15 protein-coding genes are annotated in these 17,916 nt (G+C 54.5%); all 15 read left to right on the forward strand.

Annotated features, from left to right (window positions below; translation table 11 throughout):
* The first annotated feature begins 57 nt into the window (after positions 1-57).
* The 15 genes from E308F_RS04940 to E308F_RS05015 all read left to right on the forward strand — a co-directional run bounded on the left by E308F_RS04940 (position 58) and on the right by E308F_RS05015 (position 17,851).
* Positions 58-1,629 (forward strand): acyl CoA:acetate/3-ketoacid CoA transferase, encoded by a 1,572-nt coding sequence (locus E308F_RS04940; protein ID WP_141263805.1) that lies wholly within the window; start codon positions 58-60, stop codon positions 1,627-1,629.
* A gap of 7 nt (positions 1,630-1,636) precedes the next feature.
* The gene (locus E308F_RS04945) at positions 1,637-2,776 is read left to right on the forward strand and encodes an acyl-CoA dehydrogenase family protein (RefSeq protein ID WP_253256411.1); all 1,140 of its coding nucleotides are present in this window, start codon (positions 1,637-1,639) and stop codon (positions 2,774-2,776) included.
* A 46-nt stretch (positions 2,777-2,822) separates the two neighbouring features.
* Positions 2,823-3,959, forward strand: a complete 1,137-nt coding sequence (locus E308F_RS04950) for an acyl-CoA dehydrogenase family protein (RefSeq protein WP_141263806.1) — start codon at positions 2,823-2,825, stop codon at positions 3,957-3,959.
* Between the two features lie 29 nt (positions 3,960-3,988).
* Positions 3,989-4,765: an electron transfer flavoprotein subunit beta/FixA family protein gene (locus E308F_RS04955; RefSeq protein WP_141263807.1), complete on the forward strand. Its 777-nt coding sequence runs from the start codon at positions 3,989-3,991 to the stop codon at positions 4,763-4,765.
* A gap of 1 nt (position 4,766) precedes the next feature.
* Positions 4,767-5,687, forward strand: a complete 921-nt coding sequence (locus E308F_RS04960; protein WP_172613828.1) for an electron transfer flavoprotein subunit alpha/FixB family protein — start codon at positions 4,767-4,769, stop codon at positions 5,685-5,687.
* Between the two features lie 23 nt (positions 5,688-5,710).
* Positions 5,711-7,003, forward strand: coding sequence for an FAD-dependent oxidoreductase (locus tag E308F_RS04965; protein ID WP_141263809.1), 1,293 nt, complete (start codon positions 5,711-5,713; stop codon positions 7,001-7,003).
* A 420-nt stretch (positions 7,004-7,423) separates the two neighbouring features.
* On the forward strand, positions 7,424-8,668 hold the full coding sequence (locus tag E308F_RS04975; RefSeq protein WP_141263811.1) for an MFS transporter: 1,245 nt from the start codon (positions 7,424-7,426) through the stop codon (positions 8,666-8,668).
* A 157-nt stretch (positions 8,669-8,825) separates the two neighbouring features.
* On the forward strand, positions 8,826-10,175 hold the full coding sequence (locus tag E308F_RS04980; RefSeq protein ID WP_216364447.1) for a YjiH family protein: 1,350 nt from the start codon (positions 8,826-8,828) through the stop codon (positions 10,173-10,175).
* Positions 10,176-10,460: 285 nt separating this feature from the next.
* Positions 10,461-11,531: an Rpn family recombination-promoting nuclease/putative transposase gene (locus E308F_RS04985; protein WP_141263812.1), complete on the forward strand. Its 1,071-nt coding sequence runs from the start codon at positions 10,461-10,463 to the stop codon at positions 11,529-11,531.
* Positions 11,532-11,684: 153 nt separating this feature from the next.
* On the forward strand, positions 11,685-12,377 hold the full coding sequence (ftsE, locus tag E308F_RS04990) for a cell division ATP-binding protein FtsE (RefSeq protein ID WP_216363844.1): 693 nt from the start codon (positions 11,685-11,687) through the stop codon (positions 12,375-12,377).
* Positions 12,367-13,254 (forward strand): permease-like cell division protein FtsX, encoded by an 888-nt coding sequence (gene ftsX, locus E308F_RS04995; protein WP_141263813.1) that lies wholly within the window; start codon positions 12,367-12,369, stop codon positions 13,252-13,254. Before ftsE ends, ftsX begins: the two co-directional genes overlap by 11 nt.
* A 25-nt stretch (positions 13,255-13,279) precedes the next feature.
* Entirely contained in the window at positions 13,280-14,413 is a 1,134-nt protein-coding gene (locus E308F_RS05000; protein WP_141263814.1) for a murein hydrolase activator EnvC family protein, read from the forward strand.
* Between the two features lie 58 nt (positions 14,414-14,471).
* Entirely contained in the window at positions 14,472-15,644 is a 1,173-nt protein-coding gene (locus E308F_RS05005) for a S41 family peptidase (protein WP_253260393.1), read from the forward strand.
* Positions 15,645-15,792: 148 nt separating this feature from the next.
* Positions 15,793-16,350 (forward strand): cysteine hydrolase family protein, encoded by a 558-nt coding sequence (locus E308F_RS05010; RefSeq protein ID WP_141263816.1) that lies wholly within the window; start codon positions 15,793-15,795, stop codon positions 16,348-16,350.
* 55 nt (positions 16,351-16,405) lie between these two features.
* A complete protein-coding gene (locus E308F_RS05015; RefSeq protein ID WP_253260394.1) occupies positions 16,406-17,851 on the forward strand; it encodes an RtcB family protein in 1,446 nt (481 codons plus the stop codon).
* Positions 17,852-17,916: the final 65 nt, after the last annotated feature.

Here is a 17,916-nt window from a genome sequence, read left to right on the forward strand (position 1 = left end):
GATTTTTGAATAAACATGTTCTGCGCAACACAAAACGGACCAAAGGAGGGTTCCTAATTGAGTAAAATCAGAACCGCAGACGAGGTGGCTGCTCTAATTCCGGATGGGGCGACAGTAGCAGCTGCCGCTTTTGGATTGGCGGGCTGGCCGGAGGAGGTTGCCCGAGCTATTGAAAAGCGTTACCTTGCTACCGGGCATCCTCGTGACCTAACCCTGGTACACGGCTCGGCCGTGGGCGACTGGAGAGAGAAAGGCACTACCCGCTTAGGCCACGAAGGGTTGGTGAAGAGGTGGATCGGGGCAATCATAGGTTCATCGCCCAACATGTGCAGGTTAGTGGAAGAAAACAAGATCGAAGCCTATAACCTGCCTCAAGGGGTGATCATCCATCTCTGGCGTGAAATAGCCGCCAAGCGGCCCGGGGTCATCACCAAGGTCGGTCTGGGGACCTTTGTAGACCCACGAGTGGACGGCGCAAGAATGAACTCCAAAACTACGGAAGACATAGTGAAGGTCGTCGAGTTTGAAGGGGAGGAGTACCTCTTTTATAAGAGTTTTCCCATCAACGTAGCCTTAATACGGGGAACAGTGGCAGACGAAAACGGCAACCTGACCATGGACAAGGAAGGGATTCTGGTTGAAGGGTTGCCATTGGCTCAAGCAACTAAGAACAGCGGCGGTATAGTGATCGCTCAAGTAGAACACGTTGCTAAGGCTGGAACCCTCCACCCCAAACAGGTAAAGGTACCAGGTATCCTGGTCGACTATATCGTGGTCTGCACTAATCAGGAGTATCACTATCAGACCGAGGGCACCTATTACAACCCTGCCTTTGCAGGGGAAATAAAGGTTCCCCTGCAGGCGATACCGCCCCTGCCCTTGGACGAGCGCAAGATTGTTGCGCGCCGCGCCGCCATGGAGCTCATCCCGGGCGCGGTGGTAAACCTGGGCGTGGGCATGCCTTCCGATGTGGCCGCAGTGGTGGCCGAGGAGGAAGCCGTTGACTTGATTACCTTGACTACTGAGGCAGGGAGCATAGGAGGCGTTCCCGCCAGCCTGCCCCATTTCGGGCACGCCTACAACGCCGAAGCAACCCTTGAGCATCATGCCCAGTTTGATTTCTACGATGGCGGCGGCATTGACGTGGCTTTCCTGGGCCAGGCCCAGGTAGACGCCGAGGGCAATGTCAATGTCAGCAAGTTCGGCAAGAGGGTCATGGGTTGTGGTGGCTTTATCAATATCAGCCAGAATTCCAAGAAGGTGATCTTTTGCGGTACTTTTACCGCTGGTGGCCTGAAAGTGGGGATTAAAGACGGCCAACTGATTGTCGAGCAGGAAGGGAAGGCAAGGAAGTTTGTTTCTCATGTTGACCAGATAACCTTTAGCGGCAAATATGCGCGCAAAACCAAGCAGTATGTCCTTTATATTACTGAGCGTGCCGTATTCAAGTTGGAAGATGAAGGCCTTACCCTTATCGAGATCGCTCCAAACGTCGACCTGGAGAAAGACATTCTATCTAAGATGGAGTTTACCCCACGCATTGCGCCGAATTTGAAGAGCATGCCACAGGAGATATTCCTGCCCGAGTGGGGTAAGCTGCGCAGTATACTTGAGGCTAAAAAGAGGTAGGTGAACTATGATGATGGATTTCCTCTTGACCCCGGAACAGCAGAAATATCAGGAGTTAGCCCGTAAGTTTACCCGGGAATATATACTTCCCGTTGCCGACGAGTACGACCGTAAGGGAGAGTTCCCCTGGCCGATCGTAAAGGCGGTTAAGGAAATAGGGCTTAACTGCATGACGGCTCCGAAGGATTATGGTGGGCCGGGACTGGATTCTGTAACCATATCGGTTGTTATGGAAGAATTTGCTTACGGCTGTGGCGGTATCGCGACTACCCTGGGTGGAAACGGGTTGAGCTCATATCCGGTGCTCATAGCCGGTACCGAAGAGCAGAAGAAGCTCTTTTTTGGCATCCTGGTGCCAGGAGGCCTGGGTGCATTTGCCCTTACCGAACCCGGCGCTGGTTCCGATGCAGGCGCTGTTTCTACTGTAGCCAGGAAGGTTGGGGACGAATACGTAATCAACGGTACCAAATGTTTCATTACCACCGGTGCCATGGCTGACGTGTTCATCGTTTTTGCGTCTACCAACCCCTCTCTCAAACATAGGGGTTTGAGCGCGTTCATTGTCGAGCGGGACCGGGAAGGTATCGCCATAGGCCACGAGGAGCATAAGATGGGCATTCGCTCCTCCAACACGGTGGAAGTACGGTTTAAAGACACGCGCGTACCGGCAAGCCACCTTCTCGGCAAAGAGGGTGACGGCTTCAAGATCGCCATGCAGACTCTGGACATGGCCAGGCCCATCGTCGGGTCCATTGCCGTGGGCATAGCCCGTGCCGCTTTGGAAGAATGCATCAATTATGTCAAGACCAGAACCGACGGCGGTAAGCCCCTGGCGGCAGACCAGGCGATCCAGTTCCGCCTTGCGGATATGGCCATCAAGGTGGAGACGGCAAGGCTGATGGTGCGCAGGGCCCTGGTCCTCAAGGAGGCAGGCCTGCCGTACTCTAAGGAGTCGGCTATGGCCAAGACCCTGGCGGGTGACGTGGCCATGGAAGTCACGGCAGAAGCCGTAGAGATTATGGGATGCTTGGGCTACAGCAAAGATTCCAGGGTCGAGAAGCTGATGCGTGACGCCAAGATTACCCAGATCTATGAGGGCACTAACCAGGTGCAGAGGATAGTTATCGCCAACCACCTGCTCAGATAGTGTGTACTGGCCGGGCAGGGCTTGAAGGCCAAAGGAGGTAGTAAACGTGCGATACCCGCTAAGTGAAGAGCACATCCTCATCCAACAGAATGCCAAAGAGTTTGCCGAAAGGTACGTGGAAGCCGAAGCACAGGCCATCGACCGGGATGGGACGCATCCCTGGGAGCTGGTAAAGAAGATGGCCGAGCATGATTTCTTTGGGCTTCCGTTCACCCAGGAGTACGGCGGGGCGGAGGCGGGGTTCCTCAGCTTCGTTCTAGCCGTGGAGCAGATTTCGAGGGCTAGCGCGTCTGTAGGCGCCATCCTCGTCAATCATAGCGTTGCGACCTACGCCATATTTCGCTGGGGAACAGCCGGACAGAAAGAATCGTTTCTTCCGGCCATGTGCAGTGGGGAAAAACTTGGTGCCTTCGCCCTCTACGAGTCCGGTGCTGCTCCGGGCTGCGGTGAGCGCCGGTTGACGGCGCGCAAGACTGCGGACGGCTTTGTTCTAGAGGGAACAAAGTACTTCGTAGCCAACGGTGGAGTGGCCGACTACTACGTGGTTGTAGCCCAGACCTTATCCGAGAAGGGCCCCGCAGGCATGAGCGCTTTTGTTGTGGACGGGAAAGCACCCGGTTTGCGGGTCGTCCGGCAGGTGGAAACCATGGGCTTGAAAGGATGCCAAACGGCAGAGATCGCCTTTGAGGGCGTTATGGTAACACCAGACCGGCTCCTCGGACCAGAGAATGGGGCTGCGGAGATGGTCAAGGAAATCCTTGCCATCAAGAGAATTGCGGCAGGGGCTCAGGCAGCCGGTATCATGGAAGCCGCCCTATCTGAGTCGGTTAAGTACACCGGGCAGCGCGTCCAGTTCGGGCAGCCCATCGGCAGGTTCCCGGCCATCCAGAAGATGATAGCCGATATGGCGACAAACCTGAATTTGGTGCGGCTGGCCGTGTACAGCACCGCCGAACTGGTGGACAAGGGCGAGCCTTTTGAGGCGGAGGCAGCAATGGTGCATATGCTCGCCGCCAAAGTGGGTCAGGCCGCCAGCATCGATGCCATTCAGGTCCACGGTGGGTACGGTTACAGCCAGGAACTTCCGGTAGAGAGGTTTTTCCGGGATGTCAAAGGGGTGTTAATTTCAGACACCCTTATGGAACAGCCGGAGCGTATCGTGGCCGGAAGCGTCATGATTTAAGGTAAAGTCGTTATTTTGGAGGGAATAACATGGCCAATGTTATTGTCTGTTACAAGTGGGTAATCGATGAGAAAGATATTCGCATGAACCCGGATCGCAGTGTCGATACCAGCAGAGCTCAGCGCAAGATCAGTGAATATGACAAGAACGCTATAGAGGCGGGTATAAGAGCGGCGGCCAAACTTGGAGCCAGTCCGGTGGGCTTGACCTTTGGGGGGACCGAAGCCAAGCAGTCCTTGAAGGATGCTCTGTCTCGGGGCCTTGAGGCCGTGTACTGGATCGGTCACCCGGCAGCTGGTACGGCCGACGGGCTGTTGACGGCCAGAGTCCTGGCGGCTGCCGCTGAAAAAATTGGCGACTACAGCTTGATCGTGTGCGGTGAGGGCGCGAGCGATACTTACGCCCGTCAGGTCGGTCCGCGCCTGGGCGCGTTGCTGGACTTGCCGGTGGTTACGGCGGTGTGCGATATGGAGATAGACGGCGAACAATTGATAGCAACGCGCAAGCTTGAGGATTGCATAGAAAAGGTAAAGGTTAGCCTGCCGGCAGTGATAAGCGTTCTACCCGAGATCAACGAAGCTCCGGTTCCCACCTTAAAAGCGGTCCTGGCTGCCGGCAAAAAGCCATCCCAGGAGTTTACACTCCAAAGCCTGGGCCTGAAAGAGGAGGAACTACAGCCAGGGACGAGCGTGACCGGTGTACTTGCCTACGTAATGGACCGCAAGAACGTCATCTTGAAAGATGGAGACGTTGCAACCAGGGTTAAGGAATTTGTTACCTACCTCAAGAAGGAAGGGGTTATCTAACATGGCGGGAACCTTTGTGGTTTATTCCGATAAGACTGCGATAGCAATTGAGCTTATAGGATTCTGCCGCGGTTCGGGTAAGAGAGCTGTAGCTCTGGCCTTCGATGCGGCTGCGGCGCAGGAATACGCTGCCCGGGGTGCCGAAAGGGTGCTATTGATCGAATGCGGGCAAAACCTTCCGGAAGCTTACGCGAAGGCGGTAGCCGGCGTTCTTGAACGGGAAGGGGCTGAAGGCTTTATTGTAGGCAGCACTGTCAGGGGTCGGGAGATGGCGGCTAGAGTGGCCGGCTACCTCAAATGGCCCCTCGTCAGTGATGTCTCGAAGTTGGTGTGCGAGGAAAAGGAGCTGGTAACCGAACGACCTGCCTATGGTGGAGCCGTGGTGCAGCAGGAGAGAGTTAAGTTACCGGCTGTCGTCACCGTACCTGCTGGCAAATTTGAGCCGGCAGCTACCTCCGGAGCAGGCGCGGAAGTGGTAACCCTTGAAGCGCAGCCGGATGAGCGGACCGTTCTTCTAGAGCGCGCATCGGTGGAAAAACAGGGCGCCGACCTCGGTAGTGCGGAAAAGATTGTGTGCGCTGGCATGGGGTTCGCAAAGAAGGAAGACCTGAAGCTGGCTTTTGACCTGGCAGCAGTTATCGGTGCGGAAGTCGGTTGCTCCAGGAGTGTAGCCGAAGAGCGCAATTGGCTGCCGACGGACGTATACATCGGCATTTCCGGGGCAACGGTGAAACCGCGTTTGTATCTGTCCATAGGCGTGTCCGGCCAGGTTCAGCACGTCGTGGGTATCCGCGACTCCCGTGTCATTGCTGCCATCGACCTTAACGAAAACGCACCGATATTTAAGGCTGCAGACTACGGTATCGTCGGTGATCTGTATGAAGTAGTTCCTGCTCTGATTGAAGCACTTAAGAATTGCTGAAATCGTGTAGGGGAGAGATTGTATTGAGCAGTGCTGAAAAATTTGATGCCATAGTCGTAGGCGCAGGACCGGCAGGCAGTGCCTGCGCTTACGTTCTGGCCCGTGAGGGCAAGGCGGTACTCCTGGTGGAGCGTGGGGATGCGGCCGGCGCCAAGAACGTTAGTGGCGGCAGGCTGTATGGTCACGCACTGAAGGAGTTGGGAGAAGAATTTGATGTAACTGGTGGGGTGGAGCGTAAGGTAACCCGCGAAGAGATTATGGTCATGTCAGGTGACCGCTCCGTAAACCTATCCTACCAGGATCCTTCATTCAATCGTGAAGGAGCTTCTCATCCAAATTCGTACACTGTCCTGCGGGCCACCCTCGATGGTTGGATGGCCTCTAAAGCGGAAGAGGCAGGAGCTATTCTGGCTTGTGGTATTAGAGTGGACGACGTGCTCGAGGAAAACGGCCGGGTAGTGGGCGTCAGGGCCGGAGAGGACGAGGTTTACGCAGACGTAGTTGTGGCAGCGGATGGGGTCAATTCTCTTCTGGCCCAGAAGGCTGGGCTAATTGATGATATCCCCGCCCACAACGTTGCGGTAGGGGTCAAAGAGGTAATTGCGCTACCGCCGAACGTTATAAAAGAGCGTTTTCGGGTCTGCGAGGATGAGGGAGCTGCCCTGTTGATCCTCGGCTGTACCGGAGGGGCTAAGGGAGGAGCCTTCCTTTATACCAACAGGGAAAGCGTATCATTAGGGTGCGTAGCTTCCCCCGAAGATGTGGCCCGCAAGGGTAAGCCCGTCCACCGGCTGCTGCAGGAGCTCAAAATGCACCCTGCCGTATATCCGCTTATCGAAGGCGGCGAGACGGTTGAGTACTCTGCGCACCTGGTTAGCGAAGCCGGCATCCGCGGGGTTCCCGGTAAACTTTCTCGCACCGGCATGCTGCTGATAGGAGACAGCGCCGGTTTCGTCATCAACCTCGGTTACACTATCAGGGGCATGGACCTGGCCATATTGAGCGGTATTGCCGCTGCCAGGGCGGTTTTATCTGAGGCCGACCCGGCCAGAGTGGGCGATGCTTATGTCTCGGAGTTAGAGAAGCTAAAGGTCCTGCCGGCCATGAGGGCCGTGCGAGGCTACGTGGACCTGCTTGACATACCGCGCCTGTATGAACGATACCCGCAGATGGCGGTAGAGCTTTTTATGCGCTTGTTCGCAGTAGACGGTGAAGTGCCTCCGCGCTTGCTGGAGGTGGTTAAAGGTACCCTCCGTACGGCTAACCTGAGCTTATGGCAACTTCTAAAGGATGTCTACAGGGGGATCAGGATCTGATGTCTATTCGTGCCATGGATACTCCTGAACTGCTAAGCATAAACAAGTTTAACGTGGATGAAAAAGAGCCTCACATAAGGCTTGATAAGTCCAAGTGCAGGACGTGTCAGGATAAGCCTTGCCTGGTGGTATGTCCTGCAGGCCTCTATCGGCTAGAGCAAGAGGGGGAGGTAAGCTTCGATCACGCAGGCTGCCTTGAGTGCGGTACGTGCCGGGTCATGTGCAAAAATAAGGGGATCGCGAGCTGGAACTACCCCAGGGCTACTTTCGGGGTACAGTATAGATTTGGTTAATGCCTTATATTTCAAAGTTAGCTTGAGGAGGTGAAGGTCCCGGCCTAAGATTTATCCAAGATGGCAGTAGGTAGGCAGCGTGATATCTAAGGACTTTAATTAAGAAAGGGAGGGGCAGACGAATAACATGAGTGAAAACAGGAAGTTTTACGGGTGGACTCTTGTAGCAGTGCTGTGGGTTATCTATCTTCTAAACATGGGGTTCCCCCTGTACGGCGGCTCCATCATTAACAGCTATATGCTGCAGGAGATCCAGATGAGCAGGGGCACTTATGGTTTTGCTTTTACACTTCTTAATATCTTTGTCGGCGTTCCTGCCTTTATTGTCGCGGCGTGTGTAAGCGCCATCGGCGCCCGTTATACCTTTATGGTAGGTTCTGCACTTATCCTATTAGGCGGCTTATCTATGTCTTTCCTGGTCAAGCAGCCCTGGCATTATCTGATGGCTTTCGGTGGTATTATAGGAGCAGGAATAGGTTTCAGCACCATAATGCCCATTACCACCTGTATAACCAGCTGGTTCAAGCGCTATCGTGGCCGGGCCATGGGCATCGCCATGACAGCGTCCGGGTTTGGCGGTTTTATTGCTTCCCCTCTGGTCAACAGGTTCATTGCGGCCACCGGCGGCAACTGGAGGACTGCCTGGCTGTTCATCGCAGGAATAGCCGTGGTAGCGGGCCTGATAGCTTACCTTTTGGTACGGGAGCGGCCTGAGGATATGGGGCAGGTTCCGGACGGAACGATCGAAGATTCATCCGCTGTGAAATCCGGCCTGCACACCACCTACCAATGGAAACCCGAAGAAGCCTACAGAACGGCTTCCTACTGGCTCATTGTCGTGGCGGCGTTAGGCACCTTCTATCCTTTCTTTTTCATGACCGCCCATTGGGTTCTTCATCTCAAAGGCCTGGGGATTTCGCCCGCCAGCGCTGCCTGGGCCATGGGATTGTTCACCCTTGCCAGCATCGGCGGCAGGCTTCTCGGTGGAGTTCTGGTGGACTACTTGCCGGCCCGGTACGTCTTTATCATCGGCACCTGCTCTACTCTGGTGGGTTCCTATATAGCCATAGGTGCCTCCCAGCTACCTTTGGCAATAGCAGCGGCGATCCTCCTGGGTGTAGGTTTTGGGTGGAATTACGTTACTCAATCCACCATGATCGGCAATTACTTCGGTCCGGCGGCATTCCCAAAGCTTAACGGAACCCTCCTGACCATAAGCCACATTATCGCCGTATGGTCCGGGTTAATAGCCGGCAATCTCTACGATGCATACAAGAGTTACACACCGGCCTTTACCATCCACATACTGATCAGTCTGCTGGCGATCGTAGCAATTTTCTTTGCTAAGCCCCCCGCGAAGACTAACGCTTAGTAGTGACTTGCAACTATGACCGGGCGTGGGACCGTATGTCCTCCGTCCGGTTTTACTTGGCCAAGTTAGTGAAGGAGTTCGCAAAACCTCTAAGATATTAATTATACATGTAATTTCTAACGGATATACTAGATCGGAATTAGGAGGTTGTGCGGGAGTGAGCGCCACACCTGCCTTTAAAGCCGAAGCAAAGCAGCAATTACATGAAGATGATGTAATGTCCTGGCCAAATGTAGTGAGGTTCCTTCTATTTAACCTGTTCGGGATTTTCCTGTTCTTCGTTCCATTTAATTTGCGGGGCGCCAATTCGATTACCCTGGACCACCTGGTGACGGGTATAATCAGGCTTCTGCCCGGTATTGCACCACTTGCCGCACTGGCTCTAATCGTCGCTGGAGCAATTCAACCTTTTTATAGTGGAACATGGAGGCGCAGTACGGCCGACACGGTGTTTTCGTTTATCAAATTATGTGGCATACCCCTGGGGCTGATGGCCTACTTTGAGATCGGTCCTGCCCGTCTGTTACAGCCTGACATGCTACCCTTCCTCTTTAAAAAGATATGTATACCGCTGGGTTTCATAGTTCCAATAGGAGGCGCGTTGCTAACTTTTATCATTAATTATGGCTTGCTGGAGGCAGTAGGCACTCTGATGTGCCCGGTTATGCGCACTGTGTGGCGTTTACCGGGTAGGGCCGCAATAGATGCCGTAACTTCGTTCGTCGGTAGTTTCTCTATAGCCATGTTTCTGACCAACCGGCTCCTTAAAGAAGGAAAATATACCATTAGAGAGGCTGCCGTCATTATCACTGGTTTCTCTACGGTTTCGGTGACGTTTATGGTTATCGTAGCCAAGACCATCGGTTTGATGCAGTTATGGAACACCTTTTTCTGGACTTCCCTTTTGGTGACCTATGCGGTAACAGCAATAACAGCGCGTATTTATCCTTTAAGTACTCTTCCGGATGCGTATATAGGCAAGCCCTCCCCGGAAGAATGGGTAAGTGATAATTTATGGCGAGCTGCGCTATACCGGGGTATAAAGCAGGCAGCCACAGCTGGCAATCTGTGGCGCCATATAGGGCTCAACTTCAAGGACGCTGTTGTCATGGCCATGCGTTTCCTTCCGGTTGCATTGCCGGTAGGGTTGATTGCCTTGGTGCTGGCCAAAATGACACCCGTGTTCGATTTCCTGGGTTACATCTTTTACCCCTTTGCCGCAACGTTGCGCTTACCAGAACCGCTTCTGGTTTCCAAGGCATGCACCATTGCCATGGCTGAAATGTTCATTCCTAACTCCATTGTCGCCGCAGCCGGTGCTCCCCTTGCAGCAAAGTATACCGTAGGTGTGGTATCCATATCTACCATCCTGTTTTTTGCCGGAACCATCCCTATCGTGGTGTCTACCGATGTGAAGCTTTCAATGAGTAGCATTGTGCTCATCATGATCGAGAGAATCATTCTTTCTTTGGTAATAGCGGGTTTGCTCAGCATGATACTCTTCTAGACCCCTATAGTGTCGAAGATCCTCTCTAATAGCGTTGTGAAAAACCAAATCCCTGAAACCCTTGCGCAACAAGCTGTTGCGCTTATTGTTCACATGGCAACTGTCGAACTCGGCGTATACCACAATTATAAAGGTAGTGCCGGGCACCTAACTTATTAACTTATCGAGCGCCTCCGGCCCCGCGCCGGTGGGCTTTTTCTTTTCACCGGCGGCACACGGTTCAGTTCCGCTTCATGTCAATCCCCTGCTGGATGTGGTATAATACAGCTACAGGAGGATGAACTCGTGCCGGATAAAAGAGAGCCCCACCATTCCCACGACAAAGGATACAAGCAGCTATTCTCCAGCAAGCGGGCATTTCTGGAATTGCTCAAAACCTTTGTCCATGAGGAATGGACGAAAGACATAGATGAAGATAGCCTGGTACGGGTGGAGAAATCCTACATTCTGCAGGACTTTAGCGAGAAAGAAGCAGATATCGTCTACCGTCTGAAGACGAAAGGTAACGACGTGATATTCTATGTTCTGCTGGAACTGCAGTCCACGGTGGACTACCTGATGCCCTTCCGGCTGCTGCTGTACATGGTAGAGATATGGCGGGACATTTACAACAACACGCCGGAGGGCGAGCGGGAGCGCAAGGGATTCCGGCTGCCCGCCGTCGTCCCGGCGGTACTGTACAACGGGGCGAACAACTGGACCGCCGCCCTGCACTTCAAAGAAATACTGGCCGGGTACCGGCAATTTGAGGAGCACGTATTAGACTTCCGGTACATCCTATTTGACATAAACAGGTACGATGTAGAAGAACTTTACCAGGCGGCCAACCTGGTTGCCAGCATATTTGCGCTGGACCAGAAGATGGACGCGGGAGAATTGATCAGGCGGCTGCGGAAGCTGGCCGGCGGGCTGAAGAACCTGGGCCGGGATGAATTCAGGCAATTTGCCACCTGGCTTTCCCATGTATTCAAAGCCAGGCTGCCGGAGCCGGTACAGGAAAAGGTTGACAGGATTATTGGCGAAGTCAATCCGTGGGAGGTGGAAAAGATGATTACGAACCTGGAAATAACCCTTGAAGAGATGCAGCAGCAGGCAGAAATGCGCGGGTTAATTAAAGGCAGGGCTGAAGGCAGGGCTGAAGGCGAGGCGAGGGGCAAGGTTGAAGCAACACAGGATGCCATCTGCAAATACCTCAGGAGGAGGTTTGGCGATGCATCAGCCGGCCTGGAGCAGAAAGTCCGGGAGATGACCAGCCTGGAAGTGCTGGACAGCGTCATGGAGGAATTATTTGCCGCCAACACACTGGAAGAAGCCGGGGACATCATCCGGGAAGGTATCAATAAGTCCCTTCAGTAGTCCTGGTGGACGGTGTCGATTGGAGTGCCGGCCATCTAACTTATTATAGTGCCAGACAAATTATAACAATAACCACCAACCAAAAGGATTTTTGCTAGTTGTGTCGAAAACAACCCATGTGGTTGTTTTTCTTTTTCCCCTGGAGGTGCAGGTTTGAGTTTCATCCAGTTTTATAATGTCACCAAAGTTTACCCGCCAAATATTACCGCTCTCGATGACCTCAGCGTGAAGATAGATAAAGGCGAATTTGTCTTTCTGGTAGGACCCAGCGGGGCCGGGAAGACGACCTTTATCCGCCTCCTTTTCCGGGAAGAAACGCCCACCAGGGGGCAGATTCTCATTGGCGGCCGGAGTATTGCCCGCCTGAAAAGGAGTGAAGTGCCCTTTTTGCGGCGCAATATCGGTATCGTTTTCCAGGATTTCCGCTTACTACCCGAATGGACTGTTTTTGAAAACGTAGCCTTCGCCTTACGCGTAATCGAAGTTTCTCCCCGGGAAATTAAACCACGGGTCGAAAAGGCCCTGGAACGGGTGGGCCTGAGCCACCGGGCGCGGATGTTTCCCCACCAGCTGTCCGGCGGCGAGCAGCAGCGAGCGGCTATCGCCCGGGCCATCGTCAACAATCCCCGCATCCTGGTGGCCGATGAACCTACCGGCAACCTTGACCCGGCAACGTCCAGGGAGATAATGAAGCTCCTTGAAGAGATAAATTACCAGGGGACTACCGTGATTATGGCCACCCATGCCTGGGATATTGTCAACAGCATGCGCAAGCGGGTTATTGCCCTGCAACAGGGCCGGCTGGTACGGGACGACCGGGAGGGGGCCTACGGTTATGAAGCTTAGAACGACCGGTTATTTCTTTAAACAGGCCGGTATATCTTTGTGGCGCAATTTCTGGATGAGCCTGGCGGCAGTAGCCAGCGTAGCTATTTCTATGTTTCTCCTGGGAGCCTTTTTGCTCCTGGTTTTTAATGTCAATTATATTGCCTCTAGCCTCCAATCCAATGTTGAAATCGCCGCTTTTCTCCAGGTTGATACCCCCCGCCAGGAAGCTTACCAGATCCGGGACCAGGTTAAGACCATACCCGGTGTGAGGGAGGTAACCCTGGTACCAAAAGAAGAGGGTTTAAAGCAATTGAGCCAGCAATTTGGTGGGCAGGAGGAGCTGCTGGAAGCTACCGGTGGCGTCAACCCTCTGCCCGACTATTTACGGGTCCGGGTGGACGACCCGGAAACCATTCACGAAGCGGCGCGGATCATTGCAACCTTGCCGGGGGTAGAAAAGGTAAATTACGGCCAGGAGGTTGTCGAACGCCTTTTTGCGGTGGTACGCTGGCTGCGCTGGCTGGGAGCGGGTATTGTTCTCGTTCTGGGACTGGGGGCCCTCTTCCTGATAATCATCACCATCCGCCTGACAGTTTACTCCCGCCGGCGGGAAATCAGCATCATGAAGTATGTAGGCGCTACCGACTGGTTTATTCGCTGGCCCTTTTTCCTGGAAGGCCTTTTTTTAGGGCTGGCGGGTTCAGGGTGTGCGGCCCTGACTGTTTATACCGGTTACAACTTGCTCTTAACCAGGGCGGGGGCGGCCCTGGTTTTCATACCCCTCCTTAATGACCGGGGACTGTTATTAAACAGCGTTTTAAGCCTGGTGGCCGGGGGTGCCCTGGTAGGTGCCCTGGGCAGCCTTCTATCCATCAGGCGTTTCCTGAAAGCCTGATCAAGCGCAGAAGGGAGGTGAAGCCATGCGCAATAAAATTACGGCCTGGTTGATGCTGGCGTTTTTTGCCCTGGGTATGCTACCAGCCTACGGTGCTACCCTGGATGAACTGAAAAAGCAGCAGCAGCAAATCCAGCAGAATATCGAGGAAAAGCAAAAGCTCCTGGAGCAAAAGAATGATGAAGGGGAAGCCCTCCTCCGGCAGCTACAGCAATTGGAACAGGAGATCAAGGAAAAGGAGGCTCAGATAGCCAGGCTGGACCGGGAACTGGCGGCAGCCCAAGAAAAAGTCCGTAAAGTGACGGCTGAGCTCCAGCAGGCGGAAGCGGCCCAGGAAAAACGCATGGATATATTGCGGAGACGCCTCAAGGATATTTACCAGGTTGGCCAGGTAAATTACCTGGAAGTCCTCCTCCATTCCACCAGCCTGGAAGATTTCCTGGTGCGCATGGAACTCCTGTCCAAGATTGCCCAGGGTGATATAAAGCTCGTTCAGGAAATCAAGGCTGAAAAGGAAAAGATTGCCGCCCGAAAGGCGGAGCTGGAAGCCGAGCGGGATAAGATTGCCCAGCTACGGCGCCAGGCTGACGGTGAACGGGTGCAGCTGGCTTCCCGCCAGGAAAGCCGGCGGCAGCTTCTGGCCCAGGTCGAGGCGGAGAAAAAGCGGGTCGCCGCGGCTCTGGATGAAATGGAAGCCCTGGCCCGCCAGATTGCCGCCAAAATTCGGGCTGAGCAAGCCAAAAGCAAGCGCCAGCTATCACCCGAGGGCACTAAGGGTATGCTCTGGCCGCTGCCGGGTTATACGGCAATTTCTTCTCCCTTTGGCTGGCGCATCCATCCCCTGCTGAAGACCAGGCGCTTCCACGACGGCGTTGACCTCCCGGCTCCTGCGGGTACGGAGATCATTGCCCCGTTAGACGGCCAGGTCATATCTACCGGCTACCTGGGGGGATACGGCAATCACATTGTCATCGATCATGGCGGGGGGTTGTCCACCATGTACGCCCACCTGTCGGCAATTCTGGTCCGGGATGGCCAGGAGGTAAAGAAAGGCCAGGTGATTGGCAGGGTAGGTTCAACGGGTTGGAGTACAGGCCCCCATCTCCACTTTATGGTCCTCCTCCAGGGTGAGCCCACCAACCCCATGAATTATTACTAATCCTTACTCTTCTTACATATAATTGGGTGAGGATTAAAGTAAAGTTAAAAAGCAGGCGGTGGTTGGCTTGCCAAGGATTTGGCGGCAGGTAAAGAGCGGGTTAGTGTCTCTCTGTGTCCTTGTCACCTTGACCCTGGGGTTTGGAGTGGTCACCCACTTCCAGGAAGTTCAGCAGCTGGTTAAGACCTATACCTTGCTGCGCTTCCAGGCCTTGGAGCCCATCAATACGGACAAGCTTATGGAAGGGGCCATCAGGGGCATGGTGGATGCCCTTGATGACCCTTATTCTACATATCTTGACGCTAATACCTACCGGCACCTCCAGGAAAGCGTTAGCGGCAGTTACGGCGGCGTCGGCCTTCTTATCACCCTGGATGAGAAAGATAAGAGGTTGATGGTGGTTTCTCCTTTTAAGGGTACGCCGGCCCAGCGGGCGGGGATTAAAAGCCGGGATTATATCATAGCAATCGACGGCCGCGATACTACCGGTATGGACCTGGAGACGGCCGCCAACCTGATGCAGGGACAACCGGGTACCAAGGTAGAACTCACTATCCTTTCAGCAGGCGAGACTAATCCCCGCAAGGTAACCCTGACCCGGGAGATTATCAAGGTACCGACGGTGGATGGCAAAATACTTCCCGGCCATCCCAGCATTGGTTATATCAGCCTGACCATGTTCAATGAACAGACGGCCGGCGACCTGGGGCGGCAGCTGGACGAGCTGCGCCGGCAGGGGATGCAGAAGTTAGTTCTGGATTTGCGCAATAACCCCGGCGGCGCCCTGCCCGCTGCCGTCGACGTAGCCAGCTATTTTGTGGCTGAGGGGCCGGTGGTTTATATCGCCGACCAGAAAAATACCGAGGCTCTTATGGCCCGGGGGTATGCTAAACCCCTGCCCCTGGCGGTCCTGGTGAATAAAGGCAGCGCTAGCGCGGCGGAGATTGTGGCCGGAGCCATCAAGGATACGGGCAGCGGCACCCTGGTGGGCGAGACGACTTTTGGTAAAGGTATAGTACAGACGATCTTCCCCTTACCCGGCGGTGCCGCGGTGAAGATAACTACTCACAAATACCTGACACCGGGCAAGCATGATATAAATAAGAAGGGGATTACCCCTGATTACGTAGTACCCATGGACCCCCAGCTGGAACAGCAGGTCCTGGCCCACGCTCCTGACCTGGAGCGGGATGTACAGTTGCAGAAGGCGCTGGAGGTGCTGGAGAAATAGGTCATATAACGGACGGCATCTCGAAAACTACTGACCGGTGGCAGGTCAGATAACGGAGTTGGAAGAAAAAAGACTTCCCAGGGGGCACATGTTATAATTGAGAAGGTGCCCCTTTTTTATAACCGGAACAGGGAGGAGGAAAACTGATATGCGCCGCATCCTTTTTGTCATCGATATGCAGAATGATTTTGTCGCCGAAGGTGGGGCTTTAAGTTTTCCCGCTGCCAGGGAAATAATACCTTTCATAACAGGCAAAGTGAAAGAAGCCCTGTCCCAGGGCCGGGAAGTGCTTTTTACCCTGGACTCCCATGTCCCCGGTGATGCCGAATTTCAAAAATTCCCGCCCCATTGTTTAGAAGGAACCCCCGGCCAGGCCCTGATTCCTGAGTTACAGGCGCTAATTGCCCCTTATGAGAAGACAGGGCAGATTAAATTGCTCAAGAAGAACCGCTATAGCGCTTTCTTTAACACGGATTTAGACGCCTGGTTGGGGCTGGTGACGGGCAGCTTTAAGGAAAAGGTGAGCCAGGTCGATCTGGTGGGCGTGTGTACTAACATATGCTGCTTCTTTACGGCGGAAGAACTGGCCAATCGCGATATCCCTGTTAAAGCCTTTGCTCGGGGCATGGCCTCCTTCGACCCTGCCGCGCATGGATTTGCCCTGGAACAGATGCAGAGCGTTTTAGGTATTCAGGTAGTCGAATAAAGTACCGGGATAGTCGTGAGGTCGGTTAGCCGGGAGCAGTGCAGTATGGCCAGTGGTGAAGGTTACCATGAAGGAAAAGCTCAAAAGAGTAGCTCTAAATTGTTATGTATATCGCTGGGAAGACAGCCCGGTAGCGATTCATATTTACCTGAATGAAAAACTCCTATCCGCCTTTACGGAAACTGAAGCCCTCGAGCAGCTTTATAATGCCTCCCTTTTACCCGGGGTAGTGGGGCCGGTAATCGGCATGCCCGATATCCATACCGGCTACGGATTGCCCATCGGCGGGGTGATGGCTGCCGACTATGAGCGCGGCGTCGTCTCCGCAGGGGCGGTGGGAATGGACATCAACTGCGGCGTGCGTTTATTGACTACCAGGATCCCGGCCGCGGCTGCAGGTGGTGACATAATATCCAGGTTGCTGGCGGCGATTGCCCGGAGAGTACCGGCGGGGGTGGGGTGCGCAAGCCGGGTCAAAGAACTGCGTCGGGCCGATTTAGAAGCCGTTGCCGCCGACGGTGCCGGGTACTTCATCCAGGAGGGTTTTGGCCGCCGGGAAGATAGGGAGAGAATAGAAGACGGCGGTTGCCTCCCGGGTGCCGACGTGGCTGCCGTGAGCAGGGCGGCGCGGGAGCGGGCCGACCAGCTGGCCACCATCGGCGGCGGCAATCACTTTGTGGAAATCGGTAAGGTGGCGGCCGTTCTGGAGGAGGATACGGCCGTCAGGTTTGGGCTCTATAAGGACCGCCTCTACGTTTTAATCCATACCGGCAGCCGGGGCCTGGGCCACCAGATTTGCACCGATTACAGCAACCTCATGTGGGCCAATGCGGAACGAAACGGCACCCGGGCGCCGGTCAAGGGCCTGGCTTGCGCCCCCATCCATTCGCGCGACGGCCAGAATTACCTCAAGGCCATGGCCCTGGCTGCCAATTATGCTTTTGCCAATCGCCAGCTCATTACCCACTTTGTCCGGGAAGCCTTTGTTGAAGTTTTAAAAAAGCCGGAGGAAGAACTGGGCCTGGACCTTCTCTATGACGTGGCCCATAACATTGCCAAAAGAGAAAAGCACGGCGCCAGGTGGCTTTTAGTCCACCGCAAGGGGGCGACCCGGGCCCTGCCCGCAGGGCATGAGGGTAATCCCCGCTGTTACCTGGCGACGGGCCACCCGGCTATTATCCCGGGGAGCATGGGCACCGCCTCCTATGTAGTGGTAGGGACCAGCGCAATAGGGAAGACTTTCTGCTCGGTCAACCACGGCGCCGGTCGGGTTATGTCCCGGAAAAAAGCCCGGCAGGAATTTTCTCGGGAGGATTTATTGAACCAGCTCGGCGGTGTCGTTGTCGCTGCCCGGGATATTAAATTCTTAAAAGATGAAGCGCCCCTGGCCTATAAAGATATCGATGTAGTTGTCGCTACCCTGGCGGAAGCCGGCCTGACCCGGCCGGTGGTCAGGCTGCAGCCCCTGGGGGTGCTGAAGGGTGAAGGGGAGGAAGCTTAAGAAAGCGAGATGGCCGTTAGTGTGGACGTATGAACCGTAGATATAGCATTGAATAAGGGTCGGCC

It is taken from the genome of Moorella sp. E308F (assembly GCF_006538365.1).
In the GTDB taxonomy this organism is placed as follows: domain Bacteria; phylum Bacillota; class DSM-521; order Neomoorellales; family Neomoorellaceae; genus Neomoorella.

Coding starts and splice junctions, on each gene's coding strand:
- E308F_RS04975 (WP_141263811.1), top strand. CDS start 7,424: ATGAGTGAAAACAGGAAGTTTTACGGGTGGACTCTTGTAGCAGTGCTG.
- E308F_RS04945 (WP_253256411.1), top strand. CDS start 1,637: ATGATGATGGATTTCCTCTTGACCCCGGAACAGCAGAAATATCAGGAG.
- E308F_RS04960 (WP_172613828.1), top strand. CDS start 4,767: ATGGCGGGAACCTTTGTGGTTTATTCCGATAAGACTGCGATAGCAATT.
- ftsX (WP_141263813.1), top strand. CDS start 12,367: ATGAAGCTTAGAACGACCGGTTATTTCTTTAAACAGGCCGGTATATCT.
- E308F_RS05010 (WP_141263816.1), top strand. CDS start 15,793: ATGCGCCGCATCCTTTTTGTCATCGATATGCAGAATGATTTTGTCGCC.
- E308F_RS05000 (WP_141263814.1), top strand. CDS start 13,280: ATGCGCAATAAAATTACGGCCTGGTTGATGCTGGCGTTTTTTGCCCTG.
- E308F_RS04955 (WP_141263807.1), top strand. CDS start 3,989: ATGGCCAATGTTATTGTCTGTTACAAGTGGGTAATCGATGAGAAAGAT.